This window comes from Paenarthrobacter sp. Y-19 (genome assembly GCF_029223985.1).
In the GTDB taxonomy this organism is placed as follows: domain Bacteria; phylum Actinomycetota; class Actinomycetes; order Actinomycetales; family Micrococcaceae; genus Arthrobacter; species Arthrobacter nicotinovorans.
In genome coordinates this window covers 872,143-898,357 of record NZ_CP119414.1, presented here as the reverse complement: position 1 = coordinate 898,357, position 26,215 = coordinate 872,143, and the positions used below count along the sequence as shown (strand labels likewise).

General features: G+C 64.4%; 23 protein-coding genes. 8 read left to right on the top strand and 15 right to left on the bottom strand.

The window, feature by feature from the left end; genetic code table 11:
- Positions 1-66 precede the first annotated feature (66 nt).
- Positions 67-1,368: an extracellular solute-binding protein gene (locus tag PYR64_RS04255; protein WP_275778563.1), complete on the bottom strand. Its 1,302-nt coding sequence runs from the start codon at positions 1,366-1,368 to the stop codon at positions 67-69.
- A 109-nt stretch (positions 1,369-1,477) separates the two neighbouring features.
- Between PYR64_RS04255 and PYR64_RS04250 the strand changes: the two genes are divergently transcribed.
- Positions 1,478-4,594, top strand: a complete 3,117-nt coding sequence (locus PYR64_RS04250; RefSeq protein WP_275778562.1) for a glycoside hydrolase family 43 protein — start codon at positions 1,478-1,480, stop codon at positions 4,592-4,594.
- A gap of 16 nt (positions 4,595-4,610) precedes the next feature.
- On the opposite strand, the gene PYR64_RS04245 is transcribed toward PYR64_RS04250, so the two are convergent.
- The 9 genes from PYR64_RS04245 to PYR64_RS04205 all read right to left on the bottom strand — a co-directional run bounded on the left by PYR64_RS04245 (position 4,611) and on the right by PYR64_RS04205 (position 11,762).
- The gene (locus PYR64_RS04245) at positions 4,611-4,763 is read right to left on the bottom strand and encodes a hypothetical protein (protein ID WP_018777248.1); all 153 of its coding nucleotides are present in this window, start codon (positions 4,761-4,763) and stop codon (positions 4,611-4,613) included.
- An 18-nt stretch (positions 4,764-4,781) separates the two neighbouring features.
- Positions 4,782-5,867 (bottom strand): YihY/virulence factor BrkB family protein, encoded by a 1,086-nt coding sequence (locus PYR64_RS04240; protein WP_189075914.1) that lies wholly within the window; start codon positions 5,865-5,867, stop codon positions 4,782-4,784.
- Entirely contained in the window at positions 5,794-6,471 is a 678-nt protein-coding gene (locus tag PYR64_RS04235; RefSeq protein ID WP_189075915.1) for a 2'-5' RNA ligase family protein, read from the bottom strand. The genes PYR64_RS04240 and PYR64_RS04235 overlap by 74 nt, the downstream gene beginning before the upstream one ends.
- A 4-nt stretch (positions 6,472-6,475) precedes the next feature.
- Positions 6,476-7,585: a tryptophan--tRNA ligase gene (trpS, locus tag PYR64_RS04230; RefSeq protein ID WP_039240278.1), complete on the bottom strand. Its 1,110-nt coding sequence runs from the start codon at positions 7,583-7,585 to the stop codon at positions 6,476-6,478.
- 20 nt (positions 7,586-7,605) lie between these two features.
- Entirely contained in the window at positions 7,606-8,439 is an 834-nt protein-coding gene (locus tag PYR64_RS04225; protein WP_275778559.1) for an exodeoxyribonuclease III, read from the bottom strand.
- A 10-nt stretch (positions 8,440-8,449) separates the two neighbouring features.
- Positions 8,450-9,016, bottom strand: coding sequence for a hypothetical protein (locus tag PYR64_RS04220; protein ID WP_018777243.1), 567 nt, complete (start codon positions 9,014-9,016; stop codon positions 8,450-8,452).
- A 139-nt stretch (positions 9,017-9,155) separates the two neighbouring features.
- Positions 9,156-9,989: an ABC transporter permease gene (locus tag PYR64_RS04215; RefSeq protein ID WP_018777242.1), complete on the bottom strand. Its 834-nt coding sequence runs from the start codon at positions 9,987-9,989 to the stop codon at positions 9,156-9,158.
- Entirely contained in the window at positions 9,986-10,840 is an 855-nt protein-coding gene (locus tag PYR64_RS04210; protein ID WP_079581105.1) for an ABC transporter permease, read from the bottom strand. Before PYR64_RS04210 ends, PYR64_RS04215 begins: the two co-directional genes overlap by 4 nt.
- Positions 10,833-11,762 (bottom strand): ABC transporter ATP-binding protein, encoded by a 930-nt coding sequence (locus tag PYR64_RS04205; RefSeq protein WP_039240273.1) that lies wholly within the window; start codon positions 11,760-11,762, stop codon positions 10,833-10,835. Before PYR64_RS04205 ends, PYR64_RS04210 begins: the two co-directional genes overlap by 8 nt.
- A 312-nt stretch (positions 11,763-12,074) precedes the next feature.
- On the opposite strand from PYR64_RS04205, the gene aqpZ reads away from it, so the two are divergent.
- Complete coding sequence (gene aqpZ, locus PYR64_RS04200; RefSeq protein WP_275778556.1) at positions 12,075-12,854, top strand: aquaporin Z; 780 nt, start codon at positions 12,075-12,077, stop codon at positions 12,852-12,854.
- An 86-nt stretch (positions 12,855-12,940) separates the two neighbouring features.
- Here aqpZ and PYR64_RS04195 read toward each other — a convergent pair whose 3' ends face one another.
- Positions 12,941-13,834, bottom strand: coding sequence for a bifunctional methylenetetrahydrofolate dehydrogenase/methenyltetrahydrofolate cyclohydrolase (locus PYR64_RS04195; RefSeq protein ID WP_018777238.1), 894 nt, complete (start codon positions 13,832-13,834; stop codon positions 12,941-12,943).
- Between the two features lie 133 nt (positions 13,835-13,967).
- Complete coding sequence (gene glyA, locus PYR64_RS04190; RefSeq protein ID WP_064721935.1) at positions 13,968-15,272, bottom strand: serine hydroxymethyltransferase; 1,305 nt, start codon at positions 15,270-15,272, stop codon at positions 13,968-13,970.
- A gap of 231 nt (positions 15,273-15,503) precedes the next feature.
- On the opposite strand from glyA, the gene purU reads away from it, so the two are divergent.
- Genes purU through PYR64_RS04175 form a run of 3 tightly spaced genes read left to right on the top strand, consistent with a single transcriptional unit; the run spans position 15,504 to position 17,565 of the window.
- Complete coding sequence (purU, locus tag PYR64_RS04185) at positions 15,504-16,355, top strand: formyltetrahydrofolate deformylase (RefSeq protein ID WP_018777236.1); 852 nt, start codon at positions 15,504-15,506, stop codon at positions 16,353-16,355.
- 21 nt (positions 16,356-16,376) lie between these two features.
- Positions 16,377-17,036, top strand: coding sequence for a class I SAM-dependent methyltransferase (locus PYR64_RS04180; protein ID WP_055974646.1), 660 nt, complete (start codon positions 16,377-16,379; stop codon positions 17,034-17,036).
- Positions 17,037-17,046: 10 nt separating this feature from the next.
- Positions 17,047-17,565: a gamma carbonic anhydrase family protein gene (locus tag PYR64_RS04175; RefSeq protein ID WP_275778553.1), complete on the top strand. Its 519-nt coding sequence runs from the start codon at positions 17,047-17,049 to the stop codon at positions 17,563-17,565.
- A 76-nt stretch (positions 17,566-17,641) separates the two neighbouring features.
- On the opposite strand, the gene PYR64_RS04170 is transcribed toward PYR64_RS04175, so the two are convergent.
- Positions 17,642-19,345: an NAD(P)/FAD-dependent oxidoreductase gene (locus PYR64_RS04170; RefSeq protein ID WP_275778551.1), complete on the bottom strand. Its 1,704-nt coding sequence runs from the start codon at positions 19,343-19,345 to the stop codon at positions 17,642-17,644.
- The gene (locus PYR64_RS04165; protein ID WP_064722074.1) at positions 19,342-20,856 is read right to left on the bottom strand and encodes an amino acid permease; all 1,515 of its coding nucleotides are present in this window, start codon (positions 20,854-20,856) and stop codon (positions 19,342-19,344) included. Before PYR64_RS04165 ends, PYR64_RS04170 begins: the two co-directional genes overlap by 4 nt.
- Positions 20,857-20,966: 110 nt before the next feature.
- Between PYR64_RS04165 and alr the strand changes: the two genes are divergently transcribed.
- Together alr and PYR64_RS04155 are read left to right on the top strand one after the other, a co-directional pair.
- Positions 20,967-22,199, top strand: coding sequence for an alanine racemase (alr, locus tag PYR64_RS04160; RefSeq protein ID WP_275778549.1), 1,233 nt, complete (start codon positions 20,967-20,969; stop codon positions 22,197-22,199).
- Positions 22,189-23,796 carry a PucR family transcriptional regulator gene (locus PYR64_RS04155; protein WP_055974637.1) on the top strand — a complete coding sequence of 536 codons (1,608 nt, stop codon included), beginning with the start codon at positions 22,189-22,191 and terminating at the stop codon, positions 23,794-23,796. Before alr ends, PYR64_RS04155 begins: the two co-directional genes overlap by 11 nt.
- Here PYR64_RS04155 and PYR64_RS04150 read toward each other — a convergent pair.
- Positions 23,793-24,638 (bottom strand): carbon-nitrogen hydrolase family protein, encoded by an 846-nt coding sequence (locus tag PYR64_RS04150; RefSeq protein ID WP_229778610.1) that lies wholly within the window; start codon positions 24,636-24,638, stop codon positions 23,793-23,795. The two genes, PYR64_RS04155 and PYR64_RS04150, sit on opposite strands and share 4 nt — an antisense overlap.
- 306 nt (positions 24,639-24,944) lie before the next feature.
- Here PYR64_RS04150 and PYR64_RS04145 point away from each other — a divergent pair, with 306 nt between their 5' ends.
- A complete protein-coding gene (locus PYR64_RS04145) occupies positions 24,945-26,135 on the top strand; it encodes an ROK family transcriptional regulator (RefSeq protein ID WP_018777228.1) in 1,191 nt (396 codons plus the stop codon).
- The last annotated feature ends 80 nt before the right edge of the window (positions 26,136-26,215 follow it).

Below are 26,215 nucleotides of genomic sequence, written 5' to 3'. Positions count from 1 at the left end.
GCGGGGTCACCTGTGGCCCATGTTCCACCCCTGGACGGGCCAAAAGTGACCCCGCGTTGCTCCTGGCTACTTGCCGATGGCCGCTTTGCTCTCGCTGAGCCACTGCTCGGCAGCCTTCTCAGGAGTCAGGCGTTTGAACAGGACATCGGTGTTGATGCGCGCAGTGATCTCCGAAACCGCCGTGGAACCGGTGGGGCCGATGAACGTCGGCGCGAAGTCCATCTTGCCGATCTGGTCAATGTAGGCGGCCTCAACCTTGCCTTGGGGAGTGAGCAGGTCCTGGATGGCCGTGCGCATGCCCGGGTTGCTGGGCACCCCGCGGTCGCTCTGGATGATCTTGGCGGCGGCCTCGTTGTTGACCAGGAAGCTCACCAGTTTGGCGGCGGCATCAGTGTGCTTGCTGCGGGCCGAAATCGTGTAGAACTGCGAAGACTGGAGCCAGATGCCCGGGGTGGGAGCTTCGCCCGGGAGCTTGAGCAGCTTCAGCTCCGCGCCGGAAGCCTTGCTCAGTGCTGAAAGGGAGTTGCTCCAGGTAAGCATCATGCCAGCCTGCCCCATGCCCATCAGCGTCTGCTCCGTGCTGACATTGAGCTTCTCCACGGTCTCCGAAGCGCTGGGGGCCGCGCCGGACTCGCTGAGCTTCAGCGAGAAGTCGAAGTAGTCCTGCACAGTGTCCTTGTCGAGCCCCAGCTGGCCATCCTGGGTGTGGAGGGACTTGCCGCGTTGACGGGCGAAGGCGTCCAGGGAGTCGTGCGTGAGGACGGTGGCCGTGCCGTACGTTCCCTTGGGACTTTTAGCCGTCACTTCCGAGGCGGTCTTGGCGAAGTCGTCCCAGGACCAGCTGCTGTCATCCGGGACGGCTACGCCGGCTGCCTGGAAGACAGCAGGATTCACTACAACCGCCAGCGCGTTGGCACCTGTGGAGACACCGTACTGCTTGCCCTGGACCTGGCCGTTTTCCAGGGCGCCTTGGTCCAGCTTCGACAGATCCAGCGAGCCTTGGACCTTTGACAGATCCAGGAGAGCACCCCGGTTGGCGTATTCGGCCGGGTAGGCACCACCCATGGTGATCACATCGGGAGCATCGTTGGCAGCCACTTGCGTGGCCAGTTTGTCGAAGTAGCCACTGATGTCGCCGTATTCGGGCTTGACCTTGATATTGGGGTTGGCGGCCTCGAATTCCTGGATTGCCTTGTTGGTCAGTTCGGCGCGGGACGCATTGCCCCACCACGAAAAGCGGATCTCCACGGGCCCGTCCTCGGGCTGGTTTGATGAGGGGCTGGAGCAGGCCGCGGTCAGGCCCAGCATGCCCACGGCCGTCACGAAGGCCAGGGATTTGCGAATACTTCGGAGGGATTTACGCGTCATTGGGTAAGCTTCTTTCAACCTTGAGAAAACGGTTCCTGAAACGTATCAAGGCGGTGTATATTCGTCAATAGTTTTGAGCTTGAACTATTCATTCCCAGAGGAGCCCGCCGTGTCACAGCCCTTGGAACAGATCCAGATCCGGGATCCCTACGTCCTGACGCTGCCCGGCTCGCAGGAGTATCTGCTCTTCGGCAGCACGGACCGGAACATCTGGTCCGGACCAGCTACCGGGTTCGACTGTTACCGAAGCAGCAACCTCGTGGACTGGGAGGGCCCGTACCCGGCTTTCCGTCCTGCTCCGGACTTCTGGAGCAAGGAGCAGTACTGGGCGCCGGAAGTCCATGAGTACAAGGGCCGCTACTTCATGTTCGCCACCTTCACCGCTCCGGGTCACACCCGTGGGACCCAAATACTGTCGGCTGCGGCCCCGCACGGACCCTATGAACCATGGAGCGACGGCCCCGTCACGCCCCGGGATTGGGAGTGCCTCGACGGGACGCTTCATGTTGATGACGACGGCGTCCCCTGGATGGTTTTCTGCCACGAATGGAAGCAGGTCAACGACGGCGGGATGGTCGCCCAACGCCTCAGTCCGGACCTGCGTACATCCGAGGGAGAACCGGTGGTGCTGTTCACCGCCTCCGAGGCTCCATGGTCGCGAGCCTTGGAGCAGGCATCCAGCGCAGCCAAGGAAGGCCCCGTCTACGTCACCGACGGTCCGTTCCTCCACAGGCTCGCCACCGGCAAGCTCATCATGTTGTGGTCCAGCTTTGCCCACAACGGATATGCCATGGGCATCGCGCGCAGCGAATCCGGGACCGTCCCTGGCCCCTGGATCCAGGAGGTGGAACCCCTGTGGAGCACCGACGGCGGCCACGGCATGATCGGCCGGAAACTGGACGGCAGCCTGTTCCTGACATTGCACCAGCCCAACAAGAACCCCCACGAACGGGCGGCGTTCTTCCCGCTGCGGGAACTGGAAAACACAGTGGTGCTGGAGCCTGTGGGTGGGCCGCACTCCCCCGGCGGTATCGACCGGAAATCACTGGTGCGGCGCCATAACGTCCACCAACAGGAACTGGATTCCCGGAGCCCCGTATCCGTGGGCAACGGCGAATTTGCCTTCACCATGGACCTCACCGGTTTCCAGACGCTGCCCGATGCCTACCCGGTTGCTTCCCGCGATAATCTTCCGGCGGGCACACTACTGGGCACGCAATCGCAGTGGGGCTGGCACACCATTCCGCCGGCGGAACCCTACGACCTCGCCGGGTCCACCGTCCTCTACGATTCGCCGCGCGGGCCCGTCCCTTACGTCGACATGGTGGGCGACATCGTCAACGACCGCGAGACCAACACATCCGCAGCCGAAGATTGGCTCCGTGCCAACTCCCACAGGCTCGATCTGGGCCGCATCAGCCTCCGCTGGCTCGAGAACGGTGTGGAGCGCGAGGTACAGCCCGGGGAACTCACGCGTACCGTGCAGACGCTGGACCTGTGGACCGGAGTGGTCACCAGCCGCTTCTTCCTCGCCGGGCACCCCGTCAAGGTCACGACGGCGTGCCACCCGGACCGCGACGAGCTCGGCTTCCGTGTGGAGTCGCCTGCCCTCGGGGCCGGTTTGGTGGTAGGCGTCGCCTTCCCTTACGGCTCGGGTGCATGGCATGACGCGGCCGATTGGAACAACCCGGGGGCACACCGGACCGTCCTGGCTGGTGGGACGCCATCCGATCTACATGCTGGTTCCACTGTGTGGACGGCTGACCGGGAGCTGGACGAATCGCGCTACCAGGTCCTAATCACCGGCCCGGACCTCACCGTGGAGCAAACGGAAGAGCACCGGCTGCGTGTGCTCCCGGGAAGTCCAGCCCACCCCGTCACCAACGGCGTCCTCGACTTCAGCATTTCCTTCCGCTCTTCGGGCGACGGCGACTGCCTTCCGCGGGGTGACCACAGCTCCGGTGACCATGCGCCGGACCCGGGCGGCACCGCCACGGCACGTACCGGCGTCGTGCTTTCTCCGGGCAGCAGCGTTGCCGTGGCCTCCTCGGCCCATTGGCCCGGGTTCTGGTCCACGGGAGGTGCCGTGGAACTCCATGCCACGGCGGATCCACGGGCCACGGAGCTGGAACGCAGGATCGTGCTGTCCCAGTACCTGACGGCGATCAACTGTTCAGGTTCGCTGCCGCCGCAGGAGACGGGACTCGTCTGTAATTCCTGGCGCGGCCGCTTCCACCTGGAAATGCACTGGTGGCATGCGGCGCATTTCGCGCACTGGAACCGGGTGGAGCTGCTTCTGCCTTCCCTGCGCTGGTACGCAAGCATCCTGGAGGTGTCGCGGCAAACGGCCAAGGCACAAGGATTCGACGGCGTCCGCTGGCCCAAGCAGGTAGGTCCGGACGGGCGGGAGAGCCCCAGCCCGATCGGCACCTTCCTGATCTGGCAGCAGCCGCATCCGATCTACCTTGCCGAACTGGTGTACCGGGCCAATCCCAGCCGTGATGTGCTGGAGGAGTTCGCGGAGATCGTGTTCGAGTCGGCCGCGTTCATGGCCGGCTTCGCACACCCGACCCAGCGGGGCTTCGAGCTGGGTCCACCCCTGATCCCGGCACAGGAGAGTTACGGCTCCATCAGGGCATCGGTCACCAACCCAACTTTTGAGCTGGCGTACTGGCAATGGGGCCTGGAAACAGCTGCTGCCTGGCGCGAACGGCTGGGATTGGACCCTGTGGAGGAATGGTCCGTCGTAGCGAAGGCGATGGTGAAACCCAGGGTGGTGGACGGCGTCTACGCAGCCATCGACGTGGAACCCTTCACCATCCGCACAGACCACCCGTCAATGCTGTGCGCACTGGGTGTCCTCCCCCGGACCGAGCTGATCGATCCTGACATCATGCGGGCCACCTTGAAGGACGTGCTGGCGGATTGGGACTGGGCGAGTACCTGGGGGTGGGACTATCCGGTGATGGCGATGACCGCTGCGCGCTTGGGAGATCCCGAGGCCGCGGTGGAGGCGCTGCTGTTTGATGCGGGAAAGAACACCGTGCTTCCCAACGGCCACAACCGCCAGACTGATTCGTTGCCGCTGTACTTGCCGGGCAACGGCGGTCTCCTGGCCGCCGTGGCACTGATGGCGGCCGGCTGGGACAACGGACCCGAGCGGAACGCTCCCGGGTTCCCCGAAGACTGGACCGTGACGTGGGAAGGGCTGGTGCAATCGCCCTAGCTGGAGGGCACTGCTCCTAACCGCGGCGGGGGCCCACTGCTGCGCCCACGAGCGCTCCGAGGCCAACGCCGATCAGGATGCCCAGGAAAGGCGAATTGAAGATCAGCTGCCCTGTTATCAAGCCCGCGGCAGCGCCCAGGAGGCAGGCGATCCACAGCTGATTGTTCATTGCGCCTCCACTGGATGCTCAGGTACGCGGTGCTACGCGACGCGAACCGAGGACTTTCTTGCGCGGGGTCTCCCCCGATGCGAGGTCGGCCTCGCGGATGGCTGACCAGGACGCTGAAACGAGGTAGACCTGGCTCACCAGGTTGAACCAGATCAGCAAGCCGATGATGATGGCGAACGAAGCCAGGACAGGGTTGTTGCCGGAGCGGGCCAGAAGTTCCGTACTGAAGAATTGCAGAACCGTTGTCCCGACGCCGGCCAGCACCACGCCTTCGAGGAACGCCCGGCGCGTCAACGCCAGGCTGCCGGCGACGCGGAACAGGACGGCCGCCGTCGCGCAGTTCAGAAGGAGGGGGACGACGATCTTGACAACCGCCGCGATGGGGGCCGCGACGGTTTCGTCGAGCTTCAGGAGGTCGAAGAACCAGTCGGCCGCGGTGCCGAAAATCAGGGATGCCCCGGCGCTGACCACCAGGATCACGCCAAGGAGCAGCAGGGTTCCGGCGTCGATGAGTTTTTGAAGGATGGCGTTGCGGACCAAGGGGCCCAAACCCATGACTCCGCGCAGCCCCTCCCTGACGCTTGCGATCCAGCCCAGCGACGTGAAGATCGTGACGGCGGCGGCGATGACCGCGGTCCAGCCCAGGCCGGAGGGGTTCAGCAGGGACTGCGGATCCACCAAGCCCTCACCGCCATTGACCTGAAGCAAGCCGGGCGCCGCGGAGGCAACGCTGCCGATCACGGCGTCCTCCAAAATCGGATTTCCGCCCAGGACAATCCCTGCGACGGCAAAGCCCGTGGTGAGCAAACCTGTCACCGAGAAGAACATGTTGAAACCGATGCCCGCACTCAACAGGGGCCCGTGCTGTCGGGTGTAGTGCTGGAAGGAGCGCATGACGCGATTGGTGTTCAGCCGCGCCATGAACAACGCAAAGAAGGCGCCGGCCTTCTTCAGTGCGCCGTCGCCGGCACGCTTGGCATGGCCCCAGTCCTGCCGCTTCCGGAGCAGCTCAAGCTTGAGCTTTGCCAGCTCAGTTGGCAGTGGAGGAGTGTCCGCCTCCGTGGCCTGAATCCGCTTGCTGTTCTTCGTCAGTATCGCCGCCAAAGTCGAGCTCTTCCCGTAGCTGCCATATTCCGTTGGTGTCGTGCTCGTAAAGTCCCATGCTAACCACAGGGAAGGTGGCCCGGTAATCTCTGAGGACCGTTTCGGCCTCATCAAGATTTTCCTGGGCGACATCGTGAGCCACAGTGACGTGCGGGTGATAGGGGAAGGGCAGCCGCCGCTCGAGGGGACCGGTTTGAAGTTTCTCGTGCAACTGCACGCATTCTTCAAAGCCTTGTTCGACGTTGACGAACACTACCGGCGACACCGGACGGAACGAACCAGTGCCGGAAATCGTAATGTGGAACGGCTCCTGTGTGCGGGCTACTTCCCTGACGTGTTCCCGGGTGGCGTCCCAGTCCTGGGTGGGAGTGGTGGTGATCAAGGTGATGTGGGCCGGGATGACTTCGGCCATGGGATCGCCGAAGGAAGCCCGCCATTGCTGGAGTTCGCGGGCTATCTCCGGGGGGAAGCCAAGGATCACTCCAACGCACATGGCGTCACCGGCGCCGCAGTCGGCGCCGGTGACAGCAGGCTGGCGAGAGTCGTCAGGACCAACACCCTTACGGGTGTCGGTCTTGACGTTGAGCTGGCCAGCAGAGCACATGGAGTTAGCGGACCCCTTGCTCACCGTTGGCAGTCCCGCGGTACGGCAGGAAGCCGACCTTGGAGTAGACGTCAGTCAGGGTGGCTGAGGCGATTTCCCGTGCCTTGTCCGCGCCGTGTGCCAGGAGCCGGTCCAGTTCCGCGGGATCGGCCAGGAGTTCGTTGGCGCGTTCACGGATGGGAGCGAGGTGCCCCGAGACCAGTTCCGCGAGGTCGACCTTCAGGTGGCCGTACATCTTGCCCTGGTAGTCGGCCACGATCTTCTCCACCGGCGTACCACTGATGGCCGAGTAGATGGTCAGCAGGTTGGAAACGCCGGGCTTGTTCTCGCGGTCATAGCGGATCTCAGTTTCGGTGTCCGTGACGGCGGATTTGATCCGCTTGGCCACGGTCTTGGGGTCGTCCAGCAGGTTAATGAGTCCCGCCGGTGATTCCGCGGACTTGGACATCTTGGCCGTGGGGTTCTGGAGATCGTAGATCTTGGCCGATTCCTTCTGGATGAAGGCCTCGGGGACCTGGAACGTTTCCCCGAACCGGCTGTTGAAGCGGTTGGCGAGGTCGCGGCTGAGTTCCACGTGCTGGCGCTGGTCTTCGCCCACCGGTACGCCGTGCGGCTGGTACAGGAGGATGTCGGCCGCCTGCAGGATGGGGTAGGTGAACAGACCTACACTGGCGTGGTCTGATCCCTGCTTCTGGGCTTTGTCCTTGAACTGGGTCATCCGGGCGGCCTCGCCCATGCCCGTGATGCAGTTCAGGACCCATGCCAGCTGCGCATGCTCGGGTACCTGTGACTGGACGAACAAGGTGCACTTGTCCACGTCCACGCCACCGGCGATGTACTGGGCGGCAGTAACGCGGGTGCGTCGTGCGAGTTCCGCAGGATCCTGGGGCACGGTGATGGCGTGCAGGTCCGGAATGAAGAAGACGGCGTCGTACTCATCCTGCATGCGGACCCAGTTGACCAAGGCGCCGAGATAATTGCCCAGGTGCAGGGAGTCCGCGGAGGGCTGCATGCCGGACAGGACACGGTGCTTGGCGCCGACTGCCGGTTTGGTGGACGTGGCGGCTTCCGGTGCGGCCACCGGATCGGTTTCAGTCGTGGTGGAACTTGTCATGGAGAAATACCTTAGGGAGCTCAGAGCCGGTAGTCGACTACCAGCGGTGCGTGGTCGGAGAAACGGGTGTCCCACGAAGGCGCCCGGTCCACCACAGCGGAGAAAGCAGCTGCAGCAAGGTCCGGCGTAGCCAGGTGGTAGTCGATGCGCCAGCCAGTGTCAGTGTCAAAGGCCTTACCGCGCTGGGACCACCAGGTGTAGGGGCCGGCGACATTTCCTGCCAGGCCCCTGTGGACATCCCTCCATCCGATTTCTTCGCCGAGGAAGCGGTCAAAGTAGGCGCGCTCCTCCGGGAGGAAGCCGGCACGCTTGACGTTGCCCTTCCAGTTCTTGATGTCGAGTTCCGTGTGTCCGACGTTGAGGTCGCCGACCACCAAGGCGTGGTCGCTGTGCTTGGCGAGCTCAGGGAGCCGGGTGATCATGGCGTCCAGGAAACGGAATTTGTCGTCCTGCTTGGGGGTTCCCACTTCGCCGGAGTGCACATAGGCGCTGACCACGGAGAGGGTGGTGGACTCCCCCGCACTGTTCTTGACGTTGAAGTCCGCTTCGACCCAACGACCGGAAGTGTCGAAGTAGGAATCTCCGATGCCGATCCGGGTGGCCGTGGGCTCTTCGCGGGATGCAACGGCAACACCGGCACGGCCCTTGGCTTCAGCTTCGGTGTGGAGGATGTGCCAGCCTTCGCCGATCAGCTTCCGGACGATGTCATCGGGGGCGCGGACTTCCTGCAGGCAGAGAATGTCAACCTCGCGGGGCTCCAGCCATTCCGCCATGCCGTTCTTGTAGGCAGCCCTGAGGCCGTTTACGTTGACTGATGCGATGCGAAGGAAGTCCTTCTTCAATGCCGTACTCACCCGCTCTACTCTAGTCGATGATGGTGCCGGCAACGGGCTCGTCCGAGCCGCCGGAAGACTTGATCATATCCCTGGCGTTGGTGGCCGTAATGGCGATGGTTTCCAACGCGCGGTCGATGGTGTCCTGGTCCGCGGCAGCGCCCTTTGCACGCTCCCCGTCAACCACGCGCACCTGCACCTGCACGATCTTGAACGAGTGGTCCAGCTTGAGGTCACGAACCTCATCGGCCTGGCTGCGCTCGGCCACCACCCGCGTGCCACCGTTGTCCGCAACGTTCGACGACGGCGCGCGGCCGGTTGCCGAGTTGAAGGCGGCTTGGGCTTCGCTCAGCTTTGCCCCGGCCCGCTGTGCAGCCCTGCGGATGCTCAACACCACGAAGGTGGCAAGGGCCAGCCAACCGAAGGCGACGACGGCAACTACCCAGCCCACCACGTCGTTCTGGTTTGCCGCGAAGATGACGGCCACCAGGAAGGCGATGATGACAACGGTCATCCCCAGGCCGCCGATGCGGAAGCCCTTGAACATGCCTTTGCCGGCGGGGGACGTGGACGGGTGCGGGTCACCGAGAGATTGCATGAGCCCATTCTCTCAAACCCCGAAAGGTGCCCGGGACTCTTCCACGGACGGCGAACACGAGCCCCCTTCCGTGGGAGTTTTTGTACACCAGATGCCCTCAACGCGCCCTTTTACGGGCAGGAGGTGTACAAAAACTCCATCACTTGAGGAACAGCCGGCGCAGCCTTCCGGTGGTCAGCATGATGCCGAGCGCAATCATCACGACGTAGTAGCCCACATGGATGGCCGTGGCCGGGCTGAAAGACCCCACGCTGATCTGCCGCAGCAACTCCACACCGTGCCACAACGGCATGGCCTGGATAAACCACTGGATGACCTGCGGGTAGACGCTGAGCGGGTAGAACGTGGCGCTGAACAGGAACATGGGCAGCAGGAAGAAGTTGATCCAGTCCATTTGCTGGAACGTCTTCATGAAGCTGGTGATGCCCATGCCGAAGCTTGCGAATCCGAAGGCGATCAGCACCGACGCCGGGATGACCAGGAGGGACCACCAACTGGTGAGCAGGCCCATGACACCCATGACCGCGGTGAACCCTGTGGCATAGAGAAGTCCCCGCAGCAACGCCAGGAAGATCTCGCCAATGGCGACATCCAGCGGCCCCAAGGAGGTGTAGAGCATCCCCTGGTAGAGCTTTGCGAAGTTCATCTTGAAGAAGACGTTCCAGGTGGAGTCGTAAATGGCGCCGTTCATGGCGGACACGGCGAGGAGCGCCGGTGCGATGTAGGCCGCGTAACTGATTTCCTGGCCGCCTGGGCCTTCGACTGTTCCGACGATCGAGCCCATGCCCACGCCCATGGCCAGCAGGAACAGCACGGGCTCAAAGAACCCGGACACCAGGACCAGCCAAGTACTGCTCTTGGCCGCCATCAGCCCACGGCCCACAACAGCCCTTGCGTTGCGGGAGTACAGGGAACCAAACTTGCGTTCGCGGGCAAGGTCGGTGGCGCTGTGGCCACCCGTGAGGACACTCATGAACCCATCCTTTTCACGAACTGCCGGCGCACGAGCACCCAGCCCCCAACGGCAGCCGCCACCAGGAACACCACGTGGGTGATGGTCAGCAACGGCGGTTCATCCAGTCCGTACGTGAACACCCTGCCCAGCTCGGTTCCATGCCAGACCGGCGAAATCCAGCCGATCCAGCGGACAGCCAACGGCAGGGTATCCAGCGGGAAGAAGGTCCCGGAGAACAGGAACAAGGGCATCACAATGAACCGCTGCACCAGCGCGAACTGCCCTTTGTCCTGAGTGATGCTTGCCGCATAGGCCATCAGGGGCAGGCCAAAGGACAGCGCCGCCACGGTCGCCACCAGCGCAGAGACCCAGCCCCACGGACTCGGTGAAGCTCCAAAGATGGCCACTACCGCGAAGTAGACCACTGATTGGAGGAGGAAGCGCAGGGAGCTCGCCATGATGTGCCCGCTGGCGATTTGCTGCGGAATCAACGGCGAGGCGTGCGGGCCATAGAACACCCGGCGCCATTTGAAGCCATCCATGACGGGGTACGAGAACTCCCCGGACGCCGTCATCACCGCTGCGGAGACCAGCAGCGCCGGCGCAACGAATTCCAGGTAGCTGACGCCGCCGAACGCCGACACGCTGTTGGCGTCCACCAACGTGGCCAGCCCGACTCCCATGGCGAACAAGTACGCAACGGGCTGCCCCACGCTGTAGAGGACCACGGACCAGCCGTAGTTGCGCATCACGCGGAGGACTTGCTCCGCATAGTAGAAGGAACCCCAGCGGCGAGCCCTGGCGGCCGAAACCTGCGGCGAGTGGGCCCGCAAAGGCTGCTCCGTCGTCGTGCTTTGCTTCTCAGTCAACGAGGCTCCTGCCGGTCAGCCGCAGGAACACGTCCTCCAGCGACGAGCGGCGGACCAGCGAGGTCATGGGCCGCAGTCCGCGGGCGGACACCTGCTCCAGCGCGGCCTCGCCGTCGTGCGCGTAGATCAGTACGCGGTCCGGGAGGGTCTCCAGCCGCTCACCGATGCCTTCAAGTTCGACGCCGATGGTCGCGTTCCGCTCGGACCCGAACCTGAGCTCGAGTACTTCTCGCGACGAGTGCTCGCGGATGAGGTTGGCAGGCGACCCCTCCGCCATGATCCGGCCCTTGTCCACCACGATCAGACGGTCACAGAGTTGCTCCGCCTCGTCCATGTAGTGGGTGGTCAGGATGAGGGTGACGCCGCTTTCCTTGAGCCGGAACAACCGGTCCCAGAGGATGTGGCGGGCCTGCGGATCAAGGCCGGTGGTGGGTTCGTCCAGGAGGAGTATGCGGGGCTCGTTGATCAGCGAGCGGGCGATGGTCAATCGCCGCTTCATGCCGCCGGAGAGCGCGTCCACCTTGGAATTGGCTTTGTCCGTCAATTGCGCGAACTCGAGCAACTCGTCCGCCTTCGGACGCAGGTAGCGCAGGGGCAGGCCGAAATAGCGGCCGTACACAATCAGGTTCTCGCGGACTTTGAGTTCTTCGTCCAGGTTGTCCTGCTGCGGCACCACGCCCAGATGCGCCCGTACCTCGGGGCCGTGCGTTTCGGGGTCCAGGCCCATGATGCTCAGCGAGCCCGACGTGCGCTGGGAGACGCCACCGATCATTTTCATGGTGGTGGACTTGCCTGCGCCGTTGGGCCCGAGCAGGCCGAAGGACTCCCCCGCCGGAACGTCGAAGGAGATGTTGTCGACGGCGGTGAGGTCACCGTAGGCCTTGGTGAGGTTCCGGGCACTGATGACGGTGGGTCGGTTCATGTCGAAGCCGGGTTGCAGTGATTCTGACTGTGTTGGTGACTGTGTTGGTGACGGTGTCGGTGACGGTGACGGGGAACGGATTGCTTCATTGTGCACCCTCAGCAGACTAGTAGCGCCCGTCGACATGTGAAAGATGTGTTCCGCAACTTTCTGGATTTAGCCGATGCAGGCACCGGGGACCTGCGCCCGCAACCAGCTGTCCTTCCCGAAAGACAGGCCCGGAATCGCGTCACAAACGCGCGAGCAGCCGCACGACGTTCTTGGGGTGAACCGCCCCCAACGCAAACAACCTCCAAAACTGAAAGGCTCAGCATGGCCAGCCGCAATACCAAGACCATCCCACGACCCACGGATCCCGGTGCCGGCCCGGCTTTGGTCTCCAGGCTCGGCGCTGAAGCTTTGGGCACATTTATTTTGGTTTTCGGTGGCGTGGGAACTGCGCTGTTCGCAGCAAGCTTCCCGGATCCTGCTAACGCCTTGGGGGTTGGATTCCTGGGCGTGTCCCTGGCTTTCGGCCTGACGGTCGTCGCCGGTGCCTACGCTTTCGGTCACGTCTCAGGCGGGCACTTCAACCCTGCGGTGACGATCGGCCTGGCAGTCGCCGGGCGTTTTCCGGCCAAGGACATAGCGGCCTACATTGGGGCGCAGCTTGTGGGCGGCGCGGCAGGCTCCAGTGTGCTGGCCGTCATCGCTGCCGGCGGCTCCGACGGCTTCTTCACTGCCGCCCGGGCAGCCGGATTCGCCTCCAATGGTTTCGGCGACCACTCCCCCGGGGGCTTTGGCCTTGGTTCGGCGCTGATGACCGAATTCGTCCTGACCGCTGTCTTCGTCCTGGTCATCCTTGGCGTCACTGACCGGCGTGCACAGGCCGGATTCGCCGCACTTGCCATCGGGTTCAGCCTGACCCTCATCCACCTCATCAGCATTCCCGTGACCAACACCTCGGTGAACCCGGCCCGTTCCATCGCCACGGCCCTGTATGCCGACAACTGGGCGCTGGGCCAGCTCTGGGTCTTCATCGTTGCCCCCATCGCCGGAGCCATCGCTGCAGCCGCCCTGTACCGCGTCGTCTTCGCAGCGAAAACACCATGACCGAGGTCCATTGGGGCGCTCCCCGCGGGACGGAAAAGGGCGCCTGCTCCCAACGGGAGCAGGCGCCCTTTCTGCATTCAGCGAGGTTACGCGATGCCGGCCTGGCGCTCGGCGCTCTCCACGACGTTGGCAAGCAGCATGGCGCGGGTCATCGGACCCACGCCGCCCGGGTTCGGGGACAACCAGGCGGCGACGTCGGCAGCTGCCGGGTCCACATCGCCGGTGACAACAGCCTTGCCGTTGCCGTCGTCCACGCGGCTGACGCCGACGTCGAGCACGATTGCGCCCGGCTTGAGGTCTTCCGCCTTGATCATGTGCGGCACGCCGGCGGCGGCAATCACGACGTCGGCCTGCTTGAGTTCCGCGGGCAGGTCCACGGTTCCGGTGTGGGCCAGGATCACCGTTGCGTTGACTTCCTTGCGGGTCAGCAGCAGTCCGATGGGACGGCCGATGGTCACGCCGCGGCCAACCACCAGGACGCGCTTGCCCTTGAGGTCGATGTCGTGGCGGCGAAGCAGCTCCACACAGCCCTTGGGCGTGCAGGGCAGCGGCGACTTCATTTCACCGTTCACGTTGGCCACCAGGCGGCCAAGGTTCATGGGGTGCAGGCCGTCGGCGTCCTTCTCCGGGTCCATGGCTTCCAGGATGACGTCCTGGTCGATGTGCTTGGGAAGCGGGAGCTGGACGATGTAGCCGGTGCACTCGGGGTTCTCGTTGAGTTCCTGGACGACCTTCAGGAGGTCTTCCTGGGAGATGTCCTCGGGGAGGTCGCGGCGGATGGACTGGATGCCCACCTCTGCGCAGTCCTTGTGCTTGCCGCCGACATACCAGGTGCTGCCGGGGTCGGAGCCCACCAGGATGGTGCCCAGGCCGGGGACGATGCCCTTGGCGGCAAGGGCAGAAACGCGGGTGGTCAGTTCTGCCTTGATGGCAGCGGCGGTGGCCTTGCCGTCAAGGATCTGTGCGGTGGACTGTGTCATTCCATCTGCTCTTTCTGCTGGGAGGCTCATGCCAACGGGACCCGCCGCCGTAGGTGTGGCGGCGGATCCCGTTGGCTCCGGTTCAGTGCCGGGGTAATGCGTGTTCAGCGCTTGTTGTCGCAGGAACCGCTGGTTACCACTGCTCGTGCTGCGGGTACAGCGGGAAGTTGTCGGCGAGCTTGTCGACGCGTGCCTGGAGGGCCTCTGCATCAACGCTGCCGGCGGCGCCCTTTACGAGTGCGGTGGCGATGATGTCGGCAACCTCGGTGAACTCGTCGGCACCGAAACCGCGGGTAGCCAGGGCGGGCGTACCGATGCGGAGGCCGGAGGTGACCATCGGCGGGCGGGGATCGAACGGAACGGAGTTCCGGTTCACGGTGATGCCCACCGAGTGCAGGAGGTCTTCGGCCTGCTGGCCGTCCAGCTGGGAGTTGCGCAGGTCAACCAGGACCAGGTGGACGTCGGTGCCGCCGGTCAGGACCGAGACGCCGGCTTCGGCGACGTCGGCCTGGTTGAGGCGGTCAGCGATGATCTTGGCGCCCTCAAGGACGCGCTCCTGGCGTTCCTTGAACTCTTCGCCGCCGGCGATCTTGAAGGCAACGGCCTTGGCTGCGATGACGTGCATGAGCGGGCCGCCCTGCTGGCCCGGGAAGACGCTGGAGTTGAGCTTCTTGGCCCACTCCTGCTTGCCCAGGATCACGCCGGAACGCGGACCTGCCAGGGTCTTGTGGACCGTGGAGGTGACGACGTCGGAGTGCGGCACCGGGCTCGGGTGCAGTCCTGCTGCTACAAGACCTGCGAAGTGCGCCATGTCGGTCCACAGGAGCGCACCGACTTCGTCGGCGATGGAACGGAAAGCTGCGAAATCGAGGTGGCGCGGGTAGGCGGACCAGCCTGCGATGATGACCTGCGGCTTCTCGGCGATGGCCTGCTCGCGGAGCTTGTCCATGTCGATGCGGAAGTTGTCCTCTTCCACCTGGTAAGCCGCTACGTTGTAGAGCTTGCCGGAGAAGTTGAGCTTCATGCCGTGGGTCAGGTGTCCGCCGTGGGCCAGGGACAGGCCGAGGATCTTGTCGCCCGGGTTGATCATGGCGGACAGTGCTGCAGCGTTTGCCTGGGCACCGGAGTGGGGCTGGACGTTGGCGTATTCGGCGCCGAAGAGTTCCTTGACCCGGTCGATGGCGAGCTGCTCAGCGACGTCGACGTATTCGCAACCGCCGTAGTAGCGGCGGCCCGGGTAACCCTCGGCATACTTGTTGGTCAGGACGGAGCCCTGGGCTTCCATCACGGCGCGGGGGGCGAAGTTTTCGGAGGCAATCATTTCCAGGGTGCCGCGCTGGCGGCCAAGCTCCTGGTCGAGGACTGCTGCGATCTCGGGATCGAGTTCGGCGAGCGACTGGTTGCTGACAGACGCTGAAGTGGTGGTAGTCACGGAGATCTCCTGGCTAGGGAACGGGTGGTGCTACAGGTCAGGCTACCGGCAGCAGCATTCCCGCGTCCCCTTGATGACAGGAGGCATCGGTCACTTGCGTGCGACGGTAAGACATGACCCTCGGCCCAGGCGTACGATCCGTGGTCTTCGTGATTGCCGCTCCCTGGTGGTAGTCCACCCAACGCCAGTTGCGACCCGTTAACAGTACAACAAGGCAGCACCGGTAGGCTTGTCCGTGTGACTGACTCCACCGCTTTTGTTGTGACCCTCTCCTGCCCCGACCGCCCCGGCATCGTGCACGCTGTTGCCGGCGCACTCCTTGACGCCGGGTGCAATATCGCCGATTCGCAACAATACGGAAGCCCCACCACCGGCAACTTCTTCATGCGCGTGGAGGCGACGACGTCGAGCACCCAGACGGAACTGGCCGCCGCCTTGCAGCCGGTGGCCGATACCTTCGGCATGACGTGGCAGATCAACCCCGTTGGCCGGAAGGTGCGCACCATCATCCTGTGCTCCAAGGACGCCCACTGCCTCAACGACCTGCTGTTCCAGCAGCGCACAGGCACCCTGCCCATCGAGGTTCCGGCCATCGTCTCCAACCACCGCGACCTGGAGGAACTGGCCAACTTCTACGGCATCCCGTTCCACCACATCCCCGTAACACCGGAAACCAAGCCGCAGGCCGAGGCTGAGCTGCTGAAGCTGATCGCCGAGCACGACGTCGAATTGACCGTCCTGGCCCGGTACATGCAGGTCCTCTCCAACGATCTCTGCACGGAGTTGAACGGCAAAGCCATCAACATCCACCACTCGTTCCTCCCCTCTTTCAAGGGCGCAAAGCCCTACCACCAGGCGCACGCCCGCGGAGTGAAAATCATCGGCGCCACGGCACATTACGTGACCGCAGACCTGGACGAGGGGCCGATCATCGAACAGGAGGTCATCCGAGTGGACCATGCGCGCACGGCGGCCCAGTTCGTCCAGATGGGCCGCGACGTGGAGGGCCGCACGCTGGCCCAGGCAGTGCAGTGGCACGCCGAGCACCGCGTCCTCCTGGATGGCACCCGGACCGTGGTGTTCAACTAACACCACTCCTAAGCTGGGGGTATGCAGGGCCTTCCTGATCCGGAGCGCGACCTCGCCGTCTATTACGACCGCCATGCCGCCGCACGGAATACCCGCTCGCTGACTCCCCACCGGGTTGAGTGCCGGGAGTGGTTCATCCGGCTGCTCAAGTCCGAACACCGTCGTTCCTTGCTGGAGCTCGGCTGTGGCACCGGTGTTGAAGGCGTGGAGTTCGTCCGCGCCGGGCTGCACTACACGGGTGTGGACCTGTCGCCGGAGAGCGTCCACGTGGCCCGCGCCGCAGGACTCGACGCCTCGGTTGCGAGCGGGCGGGACCTGCCGTTTGCGGATTCGGCCTTCGAAGCGGCGTGGACCATGAGCACGCTGTTACATGTCCCCAACAGCGGGATTCACGACGTCGTCCGCGAACTCGTGCGGGTCACCGCACCGGGTGCGCCAATCGCCGTCGGACTCTGGTCCGGTGACGACGACGAAGTTCTGAACCCGGAGGACCTGGAAGAACCGCGGCGTTTCTTCAGCCGCCGCAGTGACGAAACCGTGCAGCGGATTTTTGGGGAACACGGCGTGGTGGAGCATTTCCGAACGTGGCCGGAAGGTGTGGGCGTTGAGTCCGGCCCCGGCGCGGGAAACTGGGAGCAGCACTACCAATTCCTGGTGCTCCGCACCCCTTCAGCCAACTAGGCTGGGCTTCATGGCTCCTTCTTACACTTTTGCCGGGGACACTCCGGACATCCATGAAACCGCCTTCGTGGCGCCCACCGCGTCCATCATCGGCAAGGCCACCTTGGCCCAGGATTCCAGCGCTTTCTACGGCGTCTCCGTCCGCGCTGATACAGCCGCGATCAAGGTGGGGGCGGGTTCCAACCTGCAGGACAACGTGGTCCTTCACGCCGATCCCGGTTTTCCCTGCACCGTCGGCGAGCGCGTCTCCGTGGGGCACAGCGCTGTGGTCCACGGCTGCACAGTGGAGGACGACTGTCTCATCGGCATGAGTGCCACCATCCTCAACGGCGCGGTGATCGGCACGGGTTCCCTCATTGCTGCCGGCGCCGTCGTGTTGGAAGGCACCGTCATTCCCCCGCGCTCCCTCGTAGCGGGCGTTCCTGCCAAAGTCCGCCGCGAATTGACGGACGAAGAATTGGAGGGCGTGAAGCACAACGCCGCCCACTACAAGGAACTCGCAGCGGCGCACCGGGACATGCACGCTTAACGCCGAATGCGAGGCCCGCTCTGCGTCCCCTGCGGTGGGTTTGGGGCGTAGAGCGGGCCTCGCAATGCAAAAGGGACTAGTCCAAGCTGATCGGGCCGAGCTCGTCCAGCAGGTCACCCGGGCCGGGGTTTCCGGCGGCGGACGAGCCACCCAGGTGGTTCACCACGCCCCAGACGGCATTCAGGCCCGTGGTGACGGCGCCCTCGGCCCAGCCGGCGGTGAAGGACACGTCATCACCGGCGAGGAAGATGCCGCGCTGGTTCCCGGGCAGTTTGTCCTGCTTGAAGTGCGTGAACAGCCGCTGCTGGTAGCGGTAGTGTCCGGGCAGGTTGGCCTTGAAGGCCCCCATGAAGTTGGGGTCCGCTTCCCAGGAGACGGTGATCGGCTGCCCCACAATGTGGCTCGCGATGTCAACGCCCGGATAGATCTGCTCCAGCGAGTGGAGCATCAACTTGACGCGCTCCTCCGCAGTGAGGGCGAGCCACTTCAGGGCGTCGTCGTTCCACGTGTAGGACAAGAGGATGACGGCGGGCTTGTCCGGGCCGTCGTCGAGCAAGTACGTTGCCCGGTTGAGGCGGTCGGTGAGGGTCATTGACAAGACTTCACGCCCGGTCTCCGGGTCGATGTCCTTCCAGAACGGCCGGTCCACCATCACGAAGGTCTTGGACGACTGCATGTAGTGCGAGCGTTCAATCGCGGTCCACATCTCCGCGGGGAACAGTGCCTCTTCGGTGTGGATACGGGTGGAGAGCAGCCACGACTGGCATGTGGTGACCACGGCCTGGTAGCTGGCTTCACGTCCCCAGTTTTCCCGCACCACGAGGTCGCCGTTCTCTGCCCGGCGGATGTTGTCCACGGCACCGCGCGGCGAACCTGAGTGCAGGGAGGCCAGCGAGGTTCCTTCCGGCCAGTGCTTCAGGCCCGACGGCGCGTGGTTCCAAAGTGCCTCCGGGAGCCTTTGCGCACCTCCCGAAATGGAGCGGTGCTGGTCGTCGGCGTCGGTGTACACGACGCGCAGGATCTCAAGGATGGAGTTGGGGAAGTCGGTGTCCCAACCGCCCGTGCCGAAGCCGACCTGGCCGAATGCCTCGCGGTGGGCGAAGCCGGCTTCCTTGAAGGACTTGCTGGCAGCGATGAAGCCGTAGAAGGTCTGCTCGTCGAGTTCGGGCAGGAGCGCGTTCCACAGTTCCTTGATCCGCTTGGTGTCACGGGCCTTGATGGCTTCCTGCATCTCCGCGAAGGCTGCGCCGTCGTTGATCGCGGCTTTCCAGGCATCGGCAACTTCGCGGAAGAACACGGGCAGTTCGTCGGCGGTGGTGGCGTAATGCTTCTTACCGGCGAGCTCGATCACGGTGCTGGATGTTGCCGGTGCCATGGGGTTGGGGAATTCGTTGGTGTCCAGCCCCAGGAGGTCCACGTAGTGGTAGAACGCCTTGCCGGAAACCGGGAAGCGCATGCCGCCGAGGTCGGCTACGACGCCGGGCGCGGACGGGAAGCTCGCGGTCCGGAGCCGGCCACCGATCTGGTCGGCCTCGTAAATGACCGGTTTGAGGCCAAGCTTCATGAGTTCGTAGGCGGTCACGAGTCCGGAGAGGCCCGCACCGATGACGGCGACTTCGGTGCCGTACATTTCCTCCGGGACGGAGCCAAGCCCGTCCGGGTGTGCCAGGTAGTGGTCGTAGCTGAAGGGGAAGTCCGGGTTCAGCATGGTGATCGGCGCTTCACTGGCGCCGGGTGCTGCGGGTTCCCCGGCGAGGGGAAGTTCGGTGGCGATGGTCATGGTTTTGCTGCTTTCACAGGTTCCGGGCTCATGGCCCTGGTGGTCATTTCACGGTAGTCCTGCTCGCTGAGCGCGGCTACCTTGGAGTTCCGGCGTCCATAGCCGAAGTAGACGGCGATGCCCACCAGCATCCACACCCCAAAGGTGATCCAGGTATCTGCGCCGAGGTTGAGCATCAGGTAGGCGCACATCAGGGCGCCCAGGATCGGCGTGACCGGGTATAGGGGAACGCGGAAGCTTCGCTCGAGGTCCGGGCGGTTGCGTCGCAGGTAGATCACGGCGACGTTGACCAGGGCAAAGGCAAACAGCGTGCCGATGCTGGTGGCGTCCGCCAGCGCGCCCAGCGGGACAAGGCCCGCAGTGAGGGCGACGGCGGTGCCGATGATGAGCGTTCCCGCCACCGGAGTGCCGGTCCGCGGGGAGACGCGGCCGAAGATTTTGGGCACCATGCCGTCGCGGGACATGGACAGCATGATGCGCGTCTGGCCGTAGAGGACCGTCAGGACGATGCTGGCGATGGCGAGCACAGCACCGATGGAGAAGACCAGGGCGATCCAAGGCTGGCCGGTGATCTCGTGCAGGATCTGCACCAGGGCCGCTTCTGTACCGTCGAACCATCCCCACGGGCGGGCGCCGATGGCGGCCACGGATACGAGGACGTAGATGCTGGTGACGATCACCATGGACAGCATGATGGCCCTGGGAAGGTCACGCTTGGGGTTCCTGGCCTCTTCCCCTGCCGTGGAGGCGGCGTCAAAGCCGATGTAGGAGAAGAAGACGCTGGAGGCCGCTGCCGAAACACCTGCGGCGCCCATGGGCAGCAGGGGCTCGAAGTTGCCGGCATTGAAAGCCGTGAAAGCCACTGCGCAGAAGAAGATCAGGATGCCCACCTTGATGATGACAATCGCTGTGTTGATCCACGCACTCTCGCGGGCACCCCTGACCAGCAGGATCATGGCGAAGACCACGATCACCACGGCCGGTATGTTGACCAGCCCGCCATCCCCCGGAGGTTGGGACAACGCGTCCGGAAGGACCTGCCCAAAGGCGGCCAGGGTCTCATTGACGTACTGTCCGGCGCCGACGGCAACTGCTGCCACGGAGACGGCATACTCCAGCACCAGGCACCAGCCGCAGATCCACGCCATGCCCTCACCCATGGTGGCGTAGGAGTACGAGTAGCTTGACCCGGCAACCGGCACGAGGCCCGCCATCTCGGCATACGAAACAGCGGAGAGGAGCGCAGCAAGGCCGGCGATGACAAAGGAGATCCAGATGGCCGGACCTGCCAGCGGAACGGATTCGCCGAGAATGACGAGGATGCCGGTGCCGAGCGTGGCACCAACGCTGATCATGGTCAGCTGCAGCACGCCGAAGCTGCGGACCAGCGGAGTGCCGCCTTCGCCGCTGCCGGACTCGCTGACCATCTGCCCAATGGGCTTTCGGCGCAGCAACTGGGCTCCGAGGCTCGGCCTCGCAGCGCCCACCGCCGCTGGATTTTCGGTGTTCACAGGCACAGTCACCCTTGACGTCCCTTCAAAGTAGTTTCGATTTCCCCTCCACAAGACTGGCATGTGAGCCACCTCTCACCACGGTGCAAAATGACCTATAGTGTTCAACCATGAGACGTAATGCACACTATCAAGAGGCTGCTGCAGCAGCCCTCTCCGGACAGGTCACCGTTGACCTGTCCGCCATTTCAGACAACGTCAAGGCCCTGAAACAGCGCACCGAGGCGCCGTTCTTCATGGCCGTGGTGAAGGGCAACGCCTATGGGCACGGCCTGGTGGAAGTCGCCCAAACTGCTGCCGATGCCGGGGCCGATTGGTTGGGAACAGCCCAACTCACGGAAGCCATCGCCCTCCGCAAAGCAGGCATCACCCTACCCATCCTTTCCTGGCTCTATCTGGCATCCCAGACAAGTGCCACCATTCTCGAGGCGCTGGAAAACGACATCGACGTGTCCCTCGGGAGCGTTGGCCAACTGGAGGTCCTGGCGGGTATCGCCGGCCGCCTTGGCCGCCCCGCCGTCGTCCATCTCGAACTGGACAGCGGCCTCAGCCGTGGCGGCGCGCGCAAGGAAGACTGGGCGGAACTCGTGGCGCACGCGCGGCAAGCCGAAATCGACGGAACCCTCCGCGTCCGCGGCCTCTGGACCCACCTGGCCTGGGCCGATGTCCCGGCACACCCTGGCAACGCAGCCGCCGTCGCCGAGTTCGAGGACGCCGTCCGTGAAGCCCGTGACGCCGGGCTGACCCCGGAACTGCGGCACGTTTCCAGCTCCGCCAACATCCTGGACCGCCCCGAATTCCACTTCGACATGGTCCGCGCAGGGCTGGCAATCTATGGCCTCGCTCCGGCGGACCACCTCAACCCGGCGGACTTCGGGCTGCGCCCGGCGCTGAGCGTGACTGCGCCGCTGGTCATGGTGAAAAAGGTCCCAGCGGGCACCGGGGTCAGCTACGAACACCAGGCCATCACCTACGAACCCCGGTATCTGGGGCTCATCCCGCTCGGTTACGCGGACGGCATTCCCAAGGGCATCAGCGGACGCTCGGTGGTGAACATCGCTGGCCGCAGCGTGCCGGTAATCGGCAAGGTCTGCATGGACCAGTTCATGGTGGACCTCGGGCCGGATGCGTCCGGAATCGCAGTGGGAGACACCGCCGTGCTGTTCGGCGATCCCTCCAGCGGAGCGGCGAGCGCCGACGACTGGGGTGCCGCGATCGGCAGCCATGGAGACGAGATCATCAACAGGATCGCACCGCGCCTCCCCCGTGCCTACTCGACTACCGCCTACCAATGCCCCGACTACCAGGAGCCGGCAGCCGCCGGGCAAGGCAATGTCGCCTGAACCCGCCACCGCCCGCCTGAGCTTCGTCACGCTTGAGCAGTTCCTGGAGCAGCTGCCGCCCGAGTTGAAAATGATTCACGACGGCGGCAGCGGCGGCTCGCTGCTGCGGTGGGTGGAACCCAGTGAGCTCGAAGACCCCACGCCCTACCTGCCCGAGGGCGAATTCCTCCTCACCGCCGGGCTGCCCTTCCTTGGGGAGGGCGGCACGGCGGCGAAGGTTGACGCCTACGTCCGCCGGCTCGTGGACGCCAAGGTCGCTGCACTGGGGTTCGGCATCAGGCCCTACTTCGACGCCGTACCTGAGGCCTTGGTCGAAGCGTGCCGCACCCACGACCTCACCCTTTTCGAGGTACCGGAGTCCGTCCCGTTCGCCGCGATCGGTCTTGAATTCTCGCAGCTTCTGGAGACAGACAACGCACGCGTTTTCCGGCAGCTCGCCGAGACCAACCGGCAGCTCATGCGCGCGGTCCTCTCCCCCAGGCCGGAACACGAACTGCTGGCAGCCCTCGTCCAGCGCGTACCGGTGTGGGCGCTGCTGGTGGGGGCGGACGGGCGGGTCAGGGCACGCGGGCACAATGCCGGCGGCAGCAACGGCGTCGAGCATTCACTGCTGGCACCGATGCTGGAGCGGCTGCTGTCCGGCAGCGGTCCCCGCGTGGAGATGGACGGCTTTGAGCAGCCGGGATCGGCGCTGGTGTTTGGGCACCCCCTGCGGAGTACCAAAGACGCGAACCTTGGCGCGTTGATCCTCGGTTCGGACGCGCCGCTGACACCTGCGCAGAACAACGTGGTGCAGTCGGCCGTGGGATTGCTGGAACTGCTGGTGCGGCAACGAACCAGCGGATCCCTGGCTCCGAGCCAGCTCGCCACCGCGGTGTTGCTTCATCCGGACTCCCTGGCTACCGGCGGGACCAAGCACGTCAACGGCCTCAAGGACCTGCTGGCACAGAGTTTGTCGTCCACCAGGTCGGCGCAGATGCGGGTGGTGCAGGGTGTCCGGGTGGATGGGGCGGCCGACGACGGTCCCGTCCGCGAGGTGCTCCAATGGCGGCGTCTGCTCGACACCAAGCTGGTGGAGATCACCGAGTACGGTTTCGCGGCGATCACCCGTTTGAGGGTCGATGATTCGCTGCTGGCCGACATCGAAAAACTGGGCTGGCGCCTGGTGATTGGCGAACCGACGGAACTTCACGGGCTCTCAGCGGCCTACCAGCGGGCAAGCTCCCTGCGGTCCCGGGTTGTCTCCAGTGGCATGAGCGCACGCGTGGACGAGGTGACGTGGTCGGTCACCGGCCTTCTGGGACGCGAAGCGGGGACCATGCTGGCCGAGCGGCTTCTGGCGCCCGTGCTGGCGTTGGAACCGGACCGCAGGGATCCGCTGCTGTCCGTGCTGCGGGGATGGCTCAGCGAAAACGGAAGTTGGGACGGCTCCGCCAAATTGCTCGGCCTGCACCGGAACAGTGTGCGCCGGCAGATCGGCGTCCTCGGGGAGCTGCTGGACATGGACCTCAACCAGGCGCAGGTACGGGCAGAGTTGTGGTTCGCGCTGCAGTACGTGGACGGATTGGTGACGGCGGACCGGGAGGCCACTGCCTAGGCCTGCTGCTCCCACTCGCTGTACAGTTCCGGCCTGCGTTCGCGCAGGTACGGGACTTCGTCACGGGCGGCCTTGACCGTTTCCGTACCGACCTCCGCGAACAACAACGCTGCGCCCTCCCCCGCGGCGGCGAGCAGCGAACCGTCAGGACCGGCCACCACGCTGCCGCCCAGGAAGTTGTAGATGTCCTCGTGGCCGGAATGGTTGGCGTAGGCCACGTTGAGCTGGCTTTCCAACGCTCTGGCGCGGATGAGGACTTGCGGCACGTTCTCGAACCCGGCGGAAAGGGCTGTCGGCACCAGCAGGAGTTCAGCACCGCGGGTGGCCGCGGCACGCACTGCTTCAGGGAACTCGACGTCGTAGCAGATCAGCATCGACGTGCGGATTCCGTTGAAATCCACGACGGCGGGAGGTACCTGGGCGCCGACGAACGCCTTGTGTTCCTCCGGACCGAAGAGGTGGACCTTGGCGTAATTGAGGATTTCATCGCCCGAAGCGTCCAGCAAAGTGGCCGTGATGTGCCAGGCGTCGCCGGCCAAAGCCGGCTGCGCGGCGTCGTCGTGTGCTGCCTCCTTGGGGGCGACGGCCGGCAGGCTGTAGACCAAGCCAATGCCGTGAGTGCGCGCGATCCCGGCCAAGCGTTCGCGAACTGCCGGCAAAGTGGCGGGGTCCAACTCGGCATGCAGGCGCAGTGGCGCGTAACCAACAGGGAACAGCTCCGGGGTGAGCAGCAGAGCAGCTCCCGCGCTGGAAGCACGCTGGGCTGCGTCCTCGATTGTGCGCAGGTTGGCGTCCACGTCCATGACGGAGGCGTTCGCCTGCAGGATTGCGAGCAGCATCATTACCACCTTGTTTCACCTGATCCCTGCCGTCCGTGGGCATGGGACATCTTCTTGGTTCAAGCCTAGGCTTCGCTCCGTTGCATGCGGCGATGCAATTGGACCTGCGGGCCGCGAACCCGGGACGCATTGCACGCGCCTCCCCCGTTGCCGAGCCCGCTCTGCGCCTAAAAAGTTGGGGATAGGGCGCATATCGGGCCTCACAAGGGGTACTTAGAGAGTGTCCTTGCGTTGGAGTATGTCAGTGATGCTTGACTCGCTGTGTTCACTTCTTGACTACAACGCATCTTCTGGGGCAATCTTCTTGTCATGCCCGCTACGCAGCGCTCAACGAAGAGCCACCCAAGAAAACCCGGCTCGCAGTCCGCGCTCCGCCACCTCAATCAGCAGCGCATCATCGAGTGCTTGCTGAGCGGACCGTCCACGCAAGCCGAGCTTTCGCGGCAGACCGGCCTCTCCACCGCCACGATCTCGAACATCGTCAAAATCATGCAGGACGCCGGCCTGGTGTCCACCGAACCGACCACGAGCTCCGGCCGCCGCGCAACCAACGTACGGCTCAACAGCAACGGGGCTGTCGCCGTCGGAATCGACTTCGGACGCCGCCACCTGCGGGTGGTTCTGGCCTCGCTGGGTTACCACGTTATTGCCGAGGACTACATCGAGTTGCCCTTGGGTCACCAGGCGGAAGAGGGCATCGCCGCTGCGGTCCGCCTGCTGGAGAAACTGCTCCGTGAGAACGGCATCGACCGAACGGCCGTAGTCGGCGCAGGAGCCGGCATTCCCGGCCCGATCGACCGCAGATCCGGCACCGTCGCGCAAGGCGCCATCCTTCCCGAATGGGTGGGCATCGACATCCTCCACAGGCTGGAGGAAGCACTGAATTGCCCCGTCTTTGTTGACAACGACGCCAATCTTGGCGCGCTGTCCGAAGTGACCTGGGGACCGCACAGCGGGGTCTCCAACCTCATGTTCCTCAAGATCGGTTCGGGCATTGGCGCCGGCCTGATCCTCAACGGATTCCCGTACTACGGCAACGTCGGCATCACCGGTGAAATCGGCCACGCGACGATCCATGAACACGGCCTCGTGTGCCGCTGCGGGAACCGGGGTTGCCTGGAAACGATAGCGTCCACCACCACCATGATCGAGCTGTTGGGCCGCGGCCAGGAGACATTGCTGACGCCCCAGGACATCGTGCGCAATTGCCTCGCCGGGGACTCCGCGACACAGCGCGTCGTGGACGACGCCGGCCTGGCCGTGGGACGTGCACTGGGGAACGTTTCCAACCTGATCAACCCCGAGGTCATTGTTGTCGGTGGCCCGCTGGCTGGTCTTGGCGACCTGCTCCTGGACCCCATCCGCAGGGGCCTGGTACGCCATGCCGTGCCCGTGGTGGGCGAAACGACGCACCTGGCAATGTCCTCCCTCGGCGCCCGGGCAGAGGCCCTCGGAGCGGCCGCTTTGGTGTTCCAGCACGCCGGTATTACTGGTAGGTAACGAAATCGTTAGCTGGATCATGCGTTCAAGTCTTGACGACAAGATAGGTGATCCAGTTTACTTTTTCATCAGACAGCTCC

Excerpts from the sequence above, each read along its gene's own strand:
- PYR64_RS04195 (WP_018777238.1), bottom strand. The coding sequence starts at position 13,834 with ATGACACAGTCCACCGCACAGATCCTTGACGGCAAGGCCACCGCCGCT.
- PYR64_RS04235 (WP_189075915.1), bottom strand. The coding sequence starts at position 6,471 with ATGTGCTCTGCTGGCCAGCTCAACGTCAAGACCGACACCCGTAAGGGT.
- PYR64_RS04245 (WP_018777248.1), bottom strand. The coding sequence starts at position 4,763 with ATGAACAATCAGCTGTGGATCGCCTGCCTCCTGGGCGCTGCCGCGGGC.
- trpS (WP_039240278.1), bottom strand. The coding sequence starts at position 7,585 with ATGACAAGTTCCACCACGACTGAAACCGATCCGGTGGCCGCACCGGAA.
- aqpZ (WP_275778556.1), top strand. The coding sequence starts at position 12,075 with ATGGCCAGCCGCAATACCAAGACCATCCCACGACCCACGGATCCCGGT.
- PYR64_RS04255 (WP_275778563.1), bottom strand. The coding sequence starts at position 1,368 with ATGACGCGTAAATCCCTCCGAAGTATTCGCAAATCCCTGGCCTTCGTG.
- alr (WP_275778549.1), top strand. The coding sequence starts at position 20,967 with ATGAGACGTAATGCACACTATCAAGAGGCTGCTGCAGCAGCCCTCTCC.
- PYR64_RS04215 (WP_018777242.1), bottom strand. The coding sequence starts at position 9,989 with ATGAGTGTCCTCACGGGTGGCCACAGCGCCACCGACCTTGCCCGCGAA.
- PYR64_RS04155 (WP_055974637.1), top strand. The coding sequence starts at position 22,189 with ATGTCGCCTGAACCCGCCACCGCCCGCCTGAGCTTCGTCACGCTTGAG.
- PYR64_RS04175 (WP_275778553.1), top strand. The coding sequence starts at position 17,047 with ATGGCTCCTTCTTACACTTTTGCCGGGGACACTCCGGACATCCATGAA.
- PYR64_RS04205 (WP_039240273.1), bottom strand. The coding sequence starts at position 11,762 with ATGAACCGACCCACCGTCATCAGTGCCCGGAACCTCACCAAGGCCTAC.
- PYR64_RS04150 (WP_229778610.1), bottom strand. The coding sequence starts at position 24,638 with ATGATGCTGCTCGCAATCCTGCAGGCGAACGCCTCCGTCATGGACGTG.
- PYR64_RS04220 (WP_018777243.1), bottom strand. The coding sequence starts at position 9,016 with ATGCAATCTCTCGGTGACCCGCACCCGTCCACGTCCCCCGCCGGCAAA.
- PYR64_RS04170 (WP_275778551.1), bottom strand. The coding sequence starts at position 19,345 with ATGACCATCGCCACCGAACTTCCCCTCGCCGGGGAACCCGCAGCACCC.
- PYR64_RS04180 (WP_055974646.1), top strand. The coding sequence starts at position 16,377 with ATGCAGGGCCTTCCTGATCCGGAGCGCGACCTCGCCGTCTATTACGAC.
- PYR64_RS04145 (WP_018777228.1), top strand. The coding sequence starts at position 24,945 with ATGCCCGCTACGCAGCGCTCAACGAAGAGCCACCCAAGAAAACCCGGC.